The sequence below is a fragment of the Pseudoduganella aquatica genome (assembly GCF_020865585.1).
GTDB classification, from domain to species: domain Bacteria; phylum Pseudomonadota; class Gammaproteobacteria; order Burkholderiales; family Burkholderiaceae_D; genus Rugamonas; species Rugamonas aquatica_A.
The window spans coordinates 2,818,896-2,833,862 of sequence record NZ_CP086370.1 but is presented as its reverse complement, the minus strand read 5'-3'; the positions used below and the strand labels follow the sequence as shown (position 1 = coordinate 2,833,862).

The 14,967-nt window shown below is 66.0% G+C and carries 14 protein-coding genes; 6 read left to right on the top strand and 8 right to left on the bottom strand.

What is annotated here, in order from left to right:
* From KT882_RS12555 to tsaB, 4 genes are read right to left on the bottom strand one after another with little or no spacing between them, the layout of a single operon-like run.
* The gene (locus tag KT882_RS12555) at positions 1–1,110 is read right to left on the bottom strand and encodes a DUF1853 family protein (protein ID WP_228895999.1); all 1,110 of its coding nucleotides are present in this window, start codon (positions 1,108–1,110) and stop codon (positions 1–3) included.
* Positions 1,094–2,125, bottom strand: coding sequence for a uracil-DNA glycosylase (locus tag KT882_RS12550; protein ID WP_161072184.1), 1,032 nt, complete (start codon positions 2,123–2,125; stop codon positions 1,094–1,096). The genes KT882_RS12555 and KT882_RS12550 overlap by 17 nt, the downstream gene beginning before the upstream one ends.
* A complete protein-coding gene (gene rimI / locus KT882_RS12545; RefSeq protein WP_228895998.1) occupies positions 2,122–2,592 on the bottom strand; it encodes a ribosomal protein S18-alanine N-acetyltransferase in 471 nt (156 codons plus the stop codon). The genes KT882_RS12550 and rimI overlap by 4 nt, the downstream gene beginning before the upstream one ends.
* Entirely contained in the window at positions 2,589–3,302 is a 714-nt protein-coding gene (gene tsaB, locus KT882_RS12540) for a tRNA (adenosine(37)-N6)-threonylcarbamoyltransferase complex dimerization subunit type 1 TsaB (protein ID WP_228895996.1), read from the bottom strand. Before tsaB ends, rimI begins: the two co-directional genes overlap by 4 nt.
* A 76-nt stretch (positions 3,303–3,378) precedes the next feature.
* On the opposite strand from tsaB, the gene KT882_RS12535 reads away from it, so the two are divergent.
* Complete coding sequence (locus KT882_RS12535) at positions 3,379–3,804, top strand: thioredoxin family protein (RefSeq protein ID WP_228895995.1); 426 nt, start codon at positions 3,379–3,381, stop codon at positions 3,802–3,804.
* Positions 3,805–3,810: 6 nt separating this feature from the next.
* On the opposite strand, the gene KT882_RS12530 is transcribed toward KT882_RS12535, so the two are convergent.
* Positions 3,811–6,072, bottom strand: a complete 2,262-nt coding sequence (locus KT882_RS12530) for a xanthine dehydrogenase family protein molybdopterin-binding subunit (RefSeq protein WP_228895993.1) — start codon at positions 6,070–6,072, stop codon at positions 3,811–3,813.
* A 28-nt stretch (positions 6,073–6,100) separates the two neighbouring features.
* Positions 6,101–9,220 (bottom strand): EAL domain-containing protein, encoded by a 3,120-nt coding sequence (locus tag KT882_RS12525; protein ID WP_228895992.1) that lies wholly within the window; start codon positions 9,218–9,220, stop codon positions 6,101–6,103.
* 176 nt (positions 9,221–9,396) lie between these two features.
* Here KT882_RS12525 and KT882_RS12520 point away from each other — a divergent pair, with 176 nt between their 5' ends.
* Positions 9,397–9,903: a DUF1993 domain-containing protein gene (locus KT882_RS12520; protein ID WP_161072190.1), complete on the top strand. Its 507-nt coding sequence runs from the start codon at positions 9,397–9,399 to the stop codon at positions 9,901–9,903.
* A 9-nt stretch (positions 9,904–9,912) separates the two neighbouring features.
* On the opposite strand, the gene KT882_RS12515 is transcribed toward KT882_RS12520, so the two are convergent.
* Together KT882_RS12515 and KT882_RS12510 are read right to left on the bottom strand one after the other, a co-directional pair.
* On the bottom strand, positions 9,913–10,134 hold the full coding sequence (locus KT882_RS12515; protein ID WP_161072208.1) for a DUF1289 domain-containing protein: 222 nt from the start codon (positions 10,132–10,134) through the stop codon (positions 9,913–9,915).
* 20 nt (positions 10,135–10,154) lie between these two features.
* On the bottom strand, positions 10,155–10,730 hold the full coding sequence (locus KT882_RS12510) for a DUF1415 domain-containing protein (RefSeq protein WP_161072191.1): 576 nt from the start codon (positions 10,728–10,730) through the stop codon (positions 10,155–10,157).
* 218 nt (positions 10,731–10,948) lie between these two features.
* Between KT882_RS12510 and KT882_RS12505 the strand changes: the two genes are divergently transcribed.
* The 4 genes from KT882_RS12505 (at position 10,949) to KT882_RS12490 (ending at position 14,966) form a co-directional block, all read left to right on the top strand.
* Positions 10,949–12,337 (top strand): transglycosylase SLT domain-containing protein, encoded by a 1,389-nt coding sequence (locus tag KT882_RS12505; protein ID WP_161072192.1) that lies wholly within the window; start codon positions 10,949–10,951, stop codon positions 12,335–12,337.
* A 247-nt stretch (positions 12,338–12,584) separates the two neighbouring features.
* Positions 12,585–13,376, top strand: a complete 792-nt coding sequence (gene fabI / locus KT882_RS12500; RefSeq protein ID WP_161072193.1) for an enoyl-ACP reductase FabI — start codon at positions 12,585–12,587, stop codon at positions 13,374–13,376.
* Between the two features lie 19 nt (positions 13,377–13,395).
* Positions 13,396–13,941 (top strand): sigma-70 family RNA polymerase sigma factor, encoded by a 546-nt coding sequence (locus KT882_RS12495; protein WP_228895991.1) that lies wholly within the window; start codon positions 13,396–13,398, stop codon positions 13,939–13,941.
* Entirely contained in the window at positions 13,938–14,966 is a 1,029-nt protein-coding gene (locus KT882_RS12490; RefSeq protein ID WP_228895990.1) for a hypothetical protein, read from the top strand. The genes KT882_RS12495 and KT882_RS12490 overlap by 4 nt, the downstream gene beginning before the upstream one ends.
* Position 14,967 lies beyond the last annotated feature (1 nt).

Genomic DNA, 14,967 nt, shown 5'->3' with positions numbered 1-14,967 from the left:
TCAAGGGGGCAGCAGCCCCTGCTCGCGGCGCGCGGCGGCACGCGCGCGCCAGTCGTCCGGCGCCACAAAGCCGCGCTCGCGCTCCACCAGCCAGCCATCCCGCTCCACCACCGACGCCACCATCACCGGCGACATCTCCTGTTCAAAACGGGCCAGCACGGCCTGCGCCACCTGCGCAGCATCCAGCGGCGCGGCGCTGTCCACGGCCGCGATGGAGTTGATGCGTGCGGGGCCGGCGGCAGGCGCGGCGGCGGGTGTGGCGGGTGTGGCGGGCGTGGCGGTCGCGGCGCGGACCTTCAGCGGCGCCAGCCATTGCAGGCGCGGCATCACCACGTATTGCTGGTCCGGCTGCGCAGCGCCATCGCGACCGGCGGCGAATTCGCTCAAGGTGCTCCAGTAGCCCAGGCAGTGGGCGGGCGAAATGCCCGCCACGGCGTGCGGCGAGCCTTGCGGGTAGAACAGCCAGCCCTTGACCAGCGCCTGCGCCCTGTCCACCGGCTGCGGCAGCAGCGGCTGCGCGGCCGGATGGTAGGCCAGCTCCAGCTGCTTGGCAAAGGTCTTGCGCATCTTCACGCCCAGCGTGTCCGCCAGATTGGGGCCGACCAGGTGGTTGAAGCTGGCCGCGCCGGCCGTGTCGTCCAGCAGATAGAACTTGGTGGCGAACTCCCAGTGCAGCAGTTCGCTGCCATGCCGCAGCAGGAAGTCGAACTCGCCCACCGTGTCATTGCGGTTGGCGCGCACTTGCAGGCCGTGGGCCACCAGCGTGCCCTGTTGCTCGAAATAGAAAGCCATCAGCTTCTCGGCGTACAGGCCGAGGCGCGAATAGAAACGGCTGCCCAGTGCGGCTTCCAGCGGCGCGGGGTCGCGCTCCAATGCGGCCAGCCAGCCTGCGGCGGCCTGCGCCGCCGGGCCCAGCGTGGCGATGCGGCCTTGCCAGTGCGGAGAGTCGGGATCGAGCAGGTCGGGCGCTTCCAGCAGCCAGGCCAGCGCGCGCACATGGGGACGGGTCAGATGACCCCATGTGCGCTCAAAGCGCTCCTGGTAGGTTTCCGCGCCTGCGGCGCGGGAAAAGATGCCAGCGCCAGCCAGGGCGTCAGGCCCGGCCGGCATGGGCCGCTTTCGCCAGGCACAGGTCGGACCACGCCTTGGCCTTGTCCGCCGGCTTGCGCAGCAGGTCGGCCGGGTGGTAGGTGGCAATGGTGGGTATGCCGTCGTAGCGCAGCACCTTGCCGCGCGCGGCCGCGCCCAGCAGGCCCTTGCCGGCCGTATGGCCCAGCGTGACGATCATGCGGCTGCCGGCCAGCTCCAGCTCGCGCTGCAGGTAGGGGCGGCAGGCCGCGAGCTGCTCGGCGGTAGGCAGGCTGTCGCTGCCGTCCTCCGCTACCGGCGGGCGGCATTTCACCAGCGTGGTCACGTAGGCGTCTTCCTCCGGCGCCACGGAGATGGCTTTCAGCATATTGTCCAGCAGCTGGCCGGGCTCGCCGGTGATGGCGCGCACTTCCTGCTCGTCCGCCGCGCCGGGCGCGGTGCCGAGCACCAGCCATTGCGCGCGCGGATCGCCGCGTCCGGGGACGGCGGCCTGGCGGCTGTGGCACAGATCGCAGCGCGTGCAGGTGGCAACGGCGGCCTGCAGCGCGGGCCAGTCCATATCGGCGATCTGCTGGCCGGCGGCTTGTGGCGCGTGGACAGCCGGAACGCTGGCTTCGGGCACGGGAACATCATCGAACCACGCGGTCGATTCAGGCTCCTCCGCGCCTGCGCCTTGCGGGCGCGGGGGCGCGGGCTGCACCGGCTTGGCGGGCGACTTCGTCACCGTGGGCGGCGGCGTGGCGGGCAGCGGCGTATTGTCGAACCAGGCGTTGTCGGCGTCTGCAGCAGGGGGAGCAGCGGGCGCGGGGCTCGCGGCAGGCGGCTGCGGCTGCGCAGCCACAGCTGCGACCGGCGCGACCTCGATTGGCGCGGGCGCAAACACTGGCGGCGGTGCGGCGTGCGGCGCGGGCTCCGGCTCGGCGGCGAAGGCCTCAACCTCCGGCGCATCGACATCGTCCATGCTCGCCACCGGATTGCGCAAGCGCCATTGCACGCCTACACCCATCTCCTGCAGGAAGACCTCGTTGCGGTTCATAAGGTATAACGCATGACGATCGCGTCCTCGCGTTGCTGGCTGCCTGCCGGGTAGTAGCCCTTGCGGCGGCCTATCTGTTCAAATCCGTAGCGCTCGTACAATTCCAGCGCGCGCGTGTTCGACGGCCGCACTTCCAGCAGCATCGATTCCATCCCCAGTCCGCGCGAGCAGGCCACCGACTGGTTCAGCAGGAAGCGTCCCAGCCCCTGCCCTTGCCATTCCTGCGCCACCGCCACGTTCAGCAAATGCGCCTCGTCGACCATCTGCATCACCAGGAAATAGCCCATCAGCCGCATGTCCTGGCTGCGCAGCACCCAGGCCTGGTAGCCGCTGGCCAGCGAGTCGGCGAAATTGCCCCGGGTCCAGGGGTAAGGATAAACACTCTCCTCCAGCGCCACCACTTCGTCGATATCGCTGTCGCGCATCGGTTCATAGTTCAGCCGAGCCAGATCCCACACAGGCTTCATGCGGCGGCCTTTGCGGCATTGATCTCGCGCCGCTCGGCGCTGGTGTAGGCGATCTTGTTGCGCAGGTAGAGCGGCTGCGCATCCGCCGCCTTCACGCCCTGCCCTGCCTCGAAGGCAATGCGGCCCAGCTGCGCGATCTGCGCCGCGTGCGGCATCACATCCGCATGCGCGCCGGCCGCGAAAGGCTTGCCCGCCAGCGCTTCGGCATACGCCGCAAAGCCGTTGCCGCAAGCCGTCACTTCGCCCTGCGGCGCCACCGCGTCCGGCGCCGACAATGCGGGCGCCAGCACGGCCAGAGGCGCGGCCTGCGGGCCGCCGTCGAAGCGGTACTGCGCCCAATAGACTTCGCTCATGCGCGCGTCCAGCACGGCCAGGATCTCGCTGCCGCCGTGCTGCTGGTGGCAAGCCAGCGCCATCGCGTCCAGCGTCACCACCGGCACCAGCGGCAGGGCGGCGCCATAGCCCAGGCCCTGCGCGATGCCGCACGCGGTGCGCACGCCGGTGAAGGAGCCGGGACCGGAACCGTAGGCGATCGCGTCGCAATCGCGCAGCGCCACGCCGGCTTCGGCCAGCAGCTCCTGGATCATGGGCAGGATGGCCTGCGAATGGGTGCGCACGCCGGACGACGAGCGGGTGATGACTTCCTCGCCGCGCAGCAGCGCGCAGGAAGCCATTTCGGAAGATGTTTCAATTGCAAGTATGGTAGACATGCCGTATTTTAACCCGGCGCGGCCCCAACAACCCAGCCTGCTGCCTTGCTTTCCGGCTCGGGGTACAATACCGCGCATGCACAGCACTACCTTACATTCAGATAACCGCGCCGACGTTGCCGGCGCACTGGCGCAAGACCGTTGGATCGTGGCCTGCCTGTGCGCGGCCTGGTGCGGCACTTGCGCAGGCTACCGCGCCACCTTCGACGAACTGGCCGCGCGCCATCCGGACAAATACTTCCTGTGGGTGGACATCGAAGACCATGCCGACGTGGTCGGCGACCTCGACGTGGAAAACTTCCCCACCCTGCTGATCCAGCGCCACGAGGATGTGGCCTTTTTCGGCACCATGCTGCCCGACCCGAACGTGGCGCACCGCCTGATCCAGGCCCAGTCCAGCATGGACGACGCGGAACTGGCGCGCTATGCGCAAAGCAGCGAGGAGCGCCGCCACTGGCAGCGCGACTGCAATCTGCGCGCACTGCTGGCCGGCGCCTCCTAGTCCGCCTTAAGCCAGGCGCAGCGGCAGGCTGCGCAGGCGCTGCCCGGTCAGCGTGAACACCGCGTTGGCCACGGCAGGCGCCACCGGCGGCACCGCAGGCTCGCCCATGCCCTCCGGCGGCTCGGCGCTCAGCATGATGATGGTTTCCACCTTCGGAGCCTGCGGCATCCGCAGCACTTCGTACTGGTGGAAATTGCTCTGCTCGACCTTGCCGTCCTTGATGGTGATTTCCCCGCTCAGCGCAGCCGACAGCCCGAACACCACCGCCGACTCCACCTGCTGCGAAATAATGCCGGGATTGACGGCAATGCCGCAATCGACCGCGCACACCACGCGGTGCACGATAATCTGCTTGTCCTGCACCGATACCTCCGCCACCTGGGCCACGATGGTGCCGAAGGACTGGTGCAGCGCCACGCCGTGTGCGCGCCCCGGCGGCGGCTGGCCTGCCTTGTCCACCGCCGCGTTCAGCACCGCCAGGTGGCGCGGATGGCGGTGCAGCAGCCCGCGCCGGAAGCTGGCGCCGCTCTGGCCTACAGCATGCGCCAGCTCGTCGATGAAGCTCTCCTTGAAGAAGGCGTTGTGCGAGTGGCCCACGGAGCGGAAATAGCCGATCGGCACGGCGCTGTCGGCAGTGACATGCCGGACGCGCTGGTTGGGAATCTCGTACTGCATGTCGAACGCGCCTTCGGCCGTGGTCTTGTCCGGCCCTGCCCCCGGCAAGCCGAGGTTGCGCTTGAAGAACTGGTGGCCGATGGCGCCGCTGACGGACTTGCTGTCCCACGCGGCGATATTGCCCGCCGCATCCAGGCTGGCGGCAAAGCGGGCCAGCGCGGCCGGGCGGTATACATCATGCGTGGTGTCGTCTTCGCGCGACCAGATCATCTGCACCGGGACGCCGTTGCACTCCTTCGCCACCGCCACCGCCTGCGCGATGAAGTCGGTCTCCAGGCGACGGCCGAAGCCTCCGCCCAGCATGCCGACTTCCAGCGTCACATCGGCCGCGCTCACGCCCGCCACCTTGGCGGCAGCGTCGATGGCCAGCCCCGGCGCCTGCGTCGATACCCACAGCCTGACCTTGCCGTCCTTGACCTGGGCCGTGCAATTGAGCGGTTCCAGCGCGGCGTGCGCCAGGAAGGGCGCACGGTATTCCGCCTTGAGCGTCTTCACGGCGCCCGCAGCTTGGGCCACGTCGTCCACCTCGCCGAGAGTGTAGTAGGCATGGCCGTCCTCGTCGTCCAGCTGCTGCGCGAACTGCTTGAACACGCCTTCGCTCGACAGCTTGCCGTGCGCGCCCTCATTCCAGGTGACCGGCAGCGCGGCCGCAGCCTGCTTCGCCTGCCAGTAATGGGCCGCCACCACGGCCAGGCCCGCGCTGGCGCCTGTCTTTTCCGCCAGCGCCGAGGAGAAATCGACCACGCGCGCCACGCCCGGCATCTTCAGTACCGCTGCCGTATCCACGCTGGCCACGGCGCCGCCGATCACGGGCGACATCTTCACTGCCGCGTACAGCATGCCTTCCGGCCGCGCGTCCAGGCCGAACCTGGCGCTGCCGTTGACCTTGGACGGCGTATCGAGGCGCGGCGCGGCCGTGCCGATCAGACGGAACTGGCCCACCGATTTCAGCCGCACCGTGCCCGGCGTCATGCCCGCGGCAGCGGCTACCAGCGCGCCGTAGGCGGCCCGCTTGCCGTTCGGGTGCGCCACAAAGCCCGCCTCCGTAAAGCACTCGGCCGGCTTCACTTTCCACTCTCGCGCGGCGGCCTCGATCAGCAAGGCACGCGCGGTGGCGCCGGCTTCCCGCATCGGCAGCCACAAGTCCTTCACGCTGGACGAGCCGCCCGTCATATTGATGCCCAGCTCGCGCCCCAGCTTGGACACCAGCCACCCGGCCAGGCGCTTGCCGCGCCCCTCTTCGTCCGGATGGAAAGGCAGGCTGTCGACCAGGATGGAGACGTTGCCGTAGATTTTGTCGTTCGGCGCCTGCACCAGCTTCACCTGCGCCAGCGGCACGTCCAGTTCCTCGGCCAGCAGCATGGGCAGCGCGGTATGCACGCCCTGTCCCATTTCGCTGCGCGCCATCACCACCGACACGGTGTTGTCCGGTGCGATGGCGACCCAGCCGTTAAGCGGCACGGCGCCGCCGCTCACGGGCAGCGGCAGCTTGCCGCGCACGCGCTGGCGCGGCGGCAGTGCCCCCCAGCCAACCACCATGGCGCCGGCCACCGCAGTGGCGCTCAGCAGAAAACGGCGGCGCGACAACTTCATAACTTCCTTTCGGTTGGGGAGATGCGGATCAGGACTGCCAGCGCTGCAGCAAATCGTCCGGCAGCACAGGCTTGCTGTAGAAGTAGCCCTGCGCCAGGTTGCAGCCGTGGCGCAACAGGAAGGCGGCTTGCTGCTCGGTCTCCACGCCTTCGGCAATGACGGACAGATTCATGCTCTTGCCCAGCTGGATAATGGCGATGGCAATGGCCTCGTCGTTGGCGTCGGTGGAAATGTCCTTGATGAAGGAACGGTCGATCTTCAGCGTCTGTACCGGCATCTGCTTCAGGTAGGCCAGCGAGGAATAGCCGGTGCCGAAATCGTCGATCGCCAGGCCCACGCCGATGGAATGCAGGTCATTGATGAAGACCATGGCGTCGCCGGTGTTCATGATGACGGACTCGGTCACTTCCAGCTGCAGGCGGTGCGGCTCCAGGCCCGTCTCGCGCAGGATATCGCCCACCATGGAGGCGATGCTGCCGCGCTCGAACTGCTTGGCCGACAGGTTGACGGCCATCTTCGGCACCCACAGGCCGGCCTCCTGCCAGCGCACCATCTGCAGGCAAGCCTGGTACAGCACCCACTTGCCCAGCTGGTTGATGTAGCCGGTGTCCTCGGCCAGCGAGATAAAGCGGTTCGGCGGCACCAGGCCCAGTTCCGGGTGGTTCCAGCGCACCAGCGCCTCCACGCCCACCAGGCGGCCGGTGTCGATCTCCACCTGCGGCTGGTAGTTCAGGAACATCTCGTCCTTCTCCAGCGAGCGGCGCAGGAAGGTCTCCAGGCGCAAGCGCTCCACGCCCTCGCCCGACATGGACGGCGCATAGAAGCGGTAGCCGTTGCGGCCGCGCGCCTTGGCCTGGTACATGGCCACATCGGCATTGCGGATCAGCATATTCAGATCGGTGGCGTCGGCCGGCGACAGGCTGATGCCCACGCTGCAGGTGATGAACAGCTCGTGCCCGGCCACCATGAAGGGCTGCTCGAACATGCCCACCAGTTTTTCAGCCACCTGGCTGGCGCCGTACTGGCCGTCCACGTTCTCGAGCAGCACAATGAATTCGTCGCCGCCCAGGCGGGCCAGCGTGTCGCCGTCGCGCAGCTTGTCCTGCAGCGCCGTGGCCACCTGCTTGAGCAGCTCGTCGCCGATATGGTGGCCCAGCGTGTCGTTGACGTTCTTGAAGCGGTCCAGGTCGATGAACAGCAGCGCCAGCTGCTCATGCTCGCGCGTGGCGCGCTGCAAGGCGTGGTGCAGGCGGTCGTGGAACAGCAGGCGGTTCGGCAGCGCGGTCAGCGGGTCGTGGTGGGCCAGGTGGTCCAGCTTTTCCTGCGACTGCTTGACCAGGGTGATGTCGCTGAACACGCAGACGTAGTGCGTGGTCACGCCGCGCGTATCGCGCACCGCGCTCACCGTCAGCCACTCCAGATACAGCTCGCCGGTTTTGCGCAGGCTCCAGATTTCACCACGCCAGAAACCGGTGTTTTCCAGTTCCTGCCACATGTCGTCGTAGAAGGCTTCCTCGTGGCGCCCGGAGCGCGTCAGCGAGCGGTCCTTGCCCAGCGCGTCCTGCTCGCTGTAGCCGGTGATCTGCGTGAAGGCCGGGTTCACGGCCACGATGGTGCCCTTGTCGTCGATCACCATCACGCCGTCGGCGATGTGCTCGAGCACCGTGGCCGACAGGCGCAGCTTCTCTTCCGCCTCCTTGCGCGCGGTCACGTCGGCGTAGACCCAGATACTGCCCTCGTTGGCGCGGCTCTGGTCGATGGCGCAGCCGCTCACCATGCACCAGAACAGCGTGCCGTCCTTGCGCCGGTAGTGGCGTTCCTCGCTGAAGTACTCACCGGCCGACAGCGTGGGGTACTGGCGCGCGCCGGCCGATTCGAACTCGAAGGCGGTGGGGAAGACAATGGCGGTGGAGGCGCCGGCCATGTCGCCCGGCTCGTAGCCGAACAGCTCTTCGCAGCGCCGGTTGACGGACACGATCTGGCGGTTGCGCACGAACATCACGCCGAACATCACGTTGTCCAGGATGGCGCTCTGCTCGGCCAGCAGGCCTTCGATGCGCATTTCATTGTGCTTGCGCTGGCTGATATCGGAAATAATGCCGTCCACCCAGGGCGCCTTGTCGCCCGGCTCGGACACCTGCGGCTGGCCGTTCTCGGCCACCCAGCGCTCGGTGCCGCTAGCGTCCGTGATGCGGTATTCCACCGCATAGGGCTTGCCGTCGCGGATGGCCTGGCTCACCACGCGGCGCTGCATGCGGCGGTCCTCGGGGCAGATCAGGTTGGCCCAGGAATGGCTGGTGCTGCGCATGAACTGCGCGGCCGAGTAGCCGGAGATGTCTTCGATGGCGTCGCTGACGAAATCGACCGGGCCGTCCGGGCGGAAGCGGAACACCGCGCCCGGCACCTGGGTCACGATGGTGCGGAAGCGCTCCTCGCGCTGGCCGATGTCCTCGAACAGATGCTTGATCGCCACCCGCATCTGCTCGAGCTGGCCGGACAGGCGTCCCAGCTCGTCGCTGCCGGTCAGTTCCAGCCGGGTTTCGAAGTCGCCGTGCGACAGGCGGTCGGAGAAGCGCATCAGCTTGCGCAGCGGCTTGATCAGGCGCTTGTTCAGGAACAGCACGATGAGCAGCAGCGACACGGTCAGCTGCGCCGCCAGCACGAAGACGTAGGACAGCTGCTTCTCGCGCAGCTCCTGCTGGCTGCGGGCGTCGTCCATCTCCACCATGATGCGGCCGATCTTCTCGCCGCGCACCAGGATTTCGCGCTCGGCGCGGTAGACGTTGCCGGTGGTCTGGCGCGGCGACTGCAAGTGCATGAACTGGGTTTCAGCCTGGCCGGTGACCTGCACCTGCAGCACCGAACGGTCGCGCATGACCGATTCGACCAGCGAATGGGCCGACTCGGCGTTCATATTCCACAGCGATTCCTGCATGCCGAGCGCCAGGATGTCGGCATTGCGCTGCAGCGACTCGTTGAGCGCCATCTTGGCCGACTGCTGCTCGTGCACGCCGATCAGCAGATAACTGCCTATCATTGCAGGAATCACAAGGCCGCCAAACACCACCAATAGCAAAGCGCCATAGATGGATAGGCCGTACAGCGCGCTCAGACGGGAACGCATCCTTCTGTATAAAGAACTAATCATGCACCACGGGGACTTGGTCTTACGCTTGTTTGCTAATACAGGATTCTTCGTTTGCAACAATTATGCACGCAAACAAGTGTCCGAGTCATCAGAATACATTTCGCCGCACGCCATGGGCGCAAGCAGGAATGCCGCAAGCTTGCTATTATCGCCCCTCTTTCAACGAGGAGCCTGCCATGACTTTTAATACCTATACCGCATCCATCCCAGTGTTCAAGCAGATTCTGAACAGCCTGCTGGCCATCCTCGACAAGGCCGAAGCCCATGTAACCGACAAGAAACTTGACGCTAATGCCCTGTTGCAATTCCGTCTGTTCCCGGACATGCTGCCATTCTCGCGCCAGATCCAGATCGCCACCGACTTCGCCAAGGGCGCGGGCGCGCGCCTGGCCGGCCAGGAAGTGCCGCCGTATGAAGACACCGAAAAGAGCTTTGCCGAACTGAAAGCGCGCATCGCCAAGACCATCGCCTTCCTGGACAGCCTGAACGCGGCCGACTTCGGCGGCGCCGAAGACCGCGCCATCACCACCGGCAGCGGCGAGAAGACCAAGCACTTCACCGGCAGCACCTATCTGCTGCACTACGCGCTGCCGCACTTCTTCTTCCACGCCACCACCGCCTACGACATCCTGCGCCACAACGGCCTGGAAATCGGCAAGAAGGACTACATCGGCACCTATTGATGCCTTGAACTAGCTGTTGCGGCGCGGGTAGCCCTGCGCCGTGATGCGCTGCCACACCAGCTCCTTTTCCGCCTCCCCCATCGACACCCAGTGCGCCACTTCCATATAAGTGCGGCCGCAGCCGCGGCAGATGTCGTCGAAGGTGGTGGAGCAGACGGCCACGCAGGGCGTGTCCGGGCGCTGCGGCGCGGGCGCGGACGGGCTTGCCGCCTCGTGCACCGCCGCCGCCATGCGCTTCAGTTCCATTTCCGTCATTCCTTCACCTGGCGCTTCACGTCGAGATCCAGTGCGTCCCAGCCCTCGTGGCCCAGTTTTTCCATGGTTTCGAGATTCTTTTCGAAAATGTCTTCCGCTTCCGGGAAGGCTTCCACCGCGCGGTCCACGCTTTCCTCGCGCAGCAGGTGCAGCGTGGGGTAAGGCGAACGGTTGGTGTAGTTGCCGATGTCGTTCTTGTCGGTGTCGGCGAACTGGTAGTCCGGGTGGAAGCTGGCCACCTGCAGGATGCCGTCCAGGTCCATTTCCTCCAGCGCGCCGTCGGCCACGTCCAGGAAGTCGTTATAGTCCTCGAAGTCGTTCAGCACCTGCGGATGGATAATCAGCGTGGTGTCGATCTTTTCCGGGTTCGTTTCGGCCAGCAGCTCCAGCTCGTCCATCAGCACTTCCATCAGTTCCTCGTCGGTGGCGGCGTCCGTCACCACGTAGCGGATCTGGTTCTTGATATGCACGGCCTTGGCGAAGGGGCACAGATTGAGGCCGATAACGGCTTTTTCCAGCCATTTCTGGGTCTGGGCGATAACGGTGGCGTGGTCGGCGATGGGCTTGCTCATAGGGGTCTTCCTTGTAAATGCTTGCGGCGAGCGCGCATTGTACGCACTCCGGCAAAATGCCGTCTACTTCCGTCAACTGCGATATATTTGCCGACATTATTACATTAAAGAAACTGTCATCCGGACGACATAATTCTTGACTCAGCCGGTCCAACCTACGTACACTGCCCCATTATTCATGGTTCGTCCGTGTTTCTCGACGACAACAATGGAATACTATGCAAGCACGATTTAAATTCCTACCCTTGCTGGCGGCGCTGATTGGCCTGGCGCCGGCGATCAGCCAGGCACTCGACAGCGCGCCCCCGGCGGCGCCATCGGCCAGCCTCCCCCTGATCCCGCTGACCACGCCCGCCACGGCAAAACTGCCGACCTCCGAACTGCTCCCCGCCTCCAAAGTTGTAGCCAAACCCGCCGTCAGCGAAGACGCGTTCCGGGAAACCGACGTTTGGGGCCGCATCCGCACCGGCTACGCCATCCCTGATATTAACAACGAACTGGTGCACAAGCACGTTACCTGGTACGCCACGCGTCCGGACTACATTGCCCGCACCACGCAGCGTGCCTCGCGCTACCTGTTCCACGTCGTCACCGAGCTGGAAAAGCGCAGCATGCCCACCGAACTGGCGCTGCTGCCCTTTATTGAATCGGCCTTCAACCCGCAAGCCCTGTCCAGCGCCAACGCGGCCGGCATGTGGCAGTTCGTGCCCGGCACTGGGCGCGACTACAACCTGAAGCAGGACGCCTTCAAGGACGAACGGCGCGGCATCCTGGCCTCGACCGACGCCGCCCTCAGCTATCTGCAGCGCCTGTACGATATGTTCGGCGACTGGCAGCTGGCCCTGGCCGCCTACAACTGGGGCGAAGGCAATGTGCAGAAAGCCATCAAGCGCAACCAGGCAGCCGGCAAGCCCACCGATTTCGAAAGCCTGGCCGAGCTGATGCCGGCCGAAACCCGCAACTACGTGCCAAAACTGCAAGCCGTGAAGAACATCGTGGCCAATCCTGCCCAGTTCAGCCTGCATTTGCCCGTGATCGACAACCAGCCTTATTTTACCGCCGTCGACAAGACCAGCGATATCGACCTGGCCATCGCCGCCCAGCTGGCGGAAATGCCGGTGGACGAGTTCAAGGCGCTCAATCCGCAGTTCAACCGCCCTGTCATCACCGGCGGCGAACAGACCCGCATCCTGCTGCCCAAGGCCAACGCCGAAAAGTTCAACCTGAACCTGGCGCAATGGGGCCGCGCGCTGTCGAGCTGGACCACGCACAAGATCACCAGCGCGCGCGAGCGCATCGAAACGCTGGCGTCCAAGTTCCACACCACGCCGGAAGTGATACGCCAGGCCAACAATATTCCGAGCAAATCGGTGCTGAAAGCCGGTTCCACCATCCTGGTGCCGAAGACTTCGTCCTCGCTGCACATGGACATCGCGCCGGAAGTGGCGGACAACGCCGTGGTGGCCTTCGAAGCCGACCGTGGCGGCAAGCGCGCCAGCAATTACAAACAAGCCAAATCCGGCACCGCCAAGGATGCTCCGGTAGCCCTGGTCAAGGCCCGCGTCCCGCGCGACGCCGCCGGCAAAAAGAAAACCAAGCAGAATTAAGCGGGTTGGCGGGTTACGCTGCGCTAACCCGCCCTACGCATACCGATGCGATACCGTAGGGCGGGTTAGCACGCAGTGCGTAACCCGCCACGCGGTGCCACAAAAGTTGCAGTCCCGGCAGCTACCCCCTACAATCTCGATCTCACGGTATCGGGTCTCCCGCCCACCACTAGAATAAACAACCCATACTGTCGCTAACGCCGCCCCGCGCGCGCGTGCCATCGCAGCAGTAGCAATTGGAGTGAACATGGCGTTCTTACAAGGCAAGAAAATCCTCATCACCGGCCTGCTGTCCAACCGGTCCATCGCCTACGGCATCGCCAAGGCCTGCCAGCGCGAAGGCGCGGAACTGGCATTCACCTATGTCGGCGAGCGTTTCAAAGACCGCATCACCGAGTTCGCCGCTGAATTCAACAGCAAACTGGTGTTCGATTGCGACGTCAGCAGCGATGAGCAGATCGAAGCCCTGTTTGCCGACCTGGGCAAAGAGTGGAGCCAGCTGGACGGCCTGGTGCACGCCATCGGCTTCGCGCCGCGCGAAGCCATCGCCGGCGAATTCCTGGACGGCCTGACCCGCGAGAACTTCCGCATCGCGCACGACATCTCCGCCTACAGCTTCCCGGCCATGACCAAGGCCGCGCTGCCGCTGCTCAAGCCGGGGTCGTCGGTGCTGACCCTGTCCTACCTGGGCGCGGTACGTGCGATTCCTTACTACAACACCATGGGCCTGGCCAAAGCCTCGCTGGAAGCGTCGGTACGCTACCTGGCGGAAAACCTGGGCCAGATGGGTATCCGCGCCAACGGCATCTCGGCCGGTCCGATCAAGACCCTGGCCGCGTCCGGCATCAAGGACTTCAGCAAGCTGCTGGGCTTCGCGTCCTCGCACGCCCCGCTGCGCCGCAACGTGACGATTGAAGAAGTGGGCAACACCGCCGCCTTCATGCTGTCCGACCTGGCCTCCGGCATCACCGGCGAAATCACCTATGTGGACGGCGGCTTCTCGCACGTGATGGGCCTGAACGCCAGCGACTACCAGTAAGTTGCGCTCACCGCGCAGCATGAGCGATCTTTCCGACGAAGCGCTGATGCTGCGCTACTGCGAAGGCGACCTGTCCGCCTTCCAGGAGCTCTACGGCCGCCATAGCCGCGGCCTGTACCGTTTTCTCTGCTGGCGCTCCCCGCGCCGCGACTGGGTCGACGAAATCGCCCAGGACAGCTGGTTCAGCCTGCACCAGGCGCGCGCCAGCTACACCCCGCAAGCCACTTTCCGCACTTTTCTGTACCAGATCGCCCGCAACCGCCTGATCGACCTGCTGCGCCAGCCGCAAGCGGCGGTAGAGGACGAGCTGACGGCGCCGGTCATTGACGCATCCGCCGCGCCCGACGCGGCGATGGAGTCGCGCCAGCAGAACAGCGCGCTGCACGCGGCCATCCATGCGCTGCCCGGCGAACAGAAGGAAGCGCTTATACTGCAACAATTCAGCGGCATGTCGCTGGAGGAAATCGCCCTGCTGGTGGCGGCGCCGGTGGAAACCGTGAAGAGCCGCTTGCGCTATGCGATGAAGAAATTGCGCGGGCAGTATGCGCAGGAGGAGCAGGCATGAGCGGCAAGGACCACGATCAACTCGACGATGCGGAATTCGCAGCCTTCCTGCAAGGCGACGATGCGCTGGCGCGCGATCTGGCCGCGCTTGAACAGCCTGCGCCGCCGCCGGCGCTGGACGCTGCCATCCAGGCCCGCATCGCCGCCGCCCTCGCCGCCGAGCGCCTTGCCGCGCAGCCGGCCGCGAACGATCCCGTTGTGGACACTGCCGCAAGCGGCGGCGCCGCGCCCACGGTACTCAGCCGAAAATCGCGCTGGCAATCGCGCTGGCAGCTGCCGCTGGCGCTGGCCGCCGGCGTAGCGGCCATCTCCGTCGCGCTGCCATTGTGGCAAACGCACGATCCAGTCACCGAGGCCATGGTGGCTGCGGCGCCAGCCCAGCCTGCAGCGCCTCCTCCGCCCGCCGCGCCTACCGTGCCCGCCGCCTCCACCGCGCCGGCCGTCGCCACGCCTTCCGCCGAGCCCAGGCAGGAGCCCGTGCCGGCAAAGGCGGCGAAGCGGGAACAGGCGGCGCCGGTGGCCAAAAAAGCATCCGAACCGAGGGACGCCGTGGTTGCCGAGGACGTCGGCCTGCCGCCCATATTCATTCCCGAGCCCGCCCCCGTGACGCCGCGCCCTCCCGCGCTTATGTTTGCGCCGCCACCCGCGCCTGCGCCGGCAGCGCCGCCTATGCCTGCGCCTGCGCCAGTCGTTGCACCAGCAACGGCACCGGCGCCTCCTGCGCCTCCTGCCCCAGCGCCGGCTGGCTATGCGCCTGGCACGGTCATCGCCAACGCCACAAACGTGCGTCCCGAATCACTGCGCCGCGCGCCGCAAACCGTGTCCGTCACGGGATCGCGCATCATGGCCCCCGGCGAAGCACAGGGTGAGATCCCGCCCCAGGCCTGGCTGCAGAAAATTGAAGAACTGCTGAAGCAAAACGAAAGCGGCGCGGCCCTCGCCGAATGGCGAAAGTTCCGCGCCGCGTATCCAGCCTATCCGGTGCCGGACAAGCTGTCCTCCAATTTCCCGCCAGCCGCCGAATAGC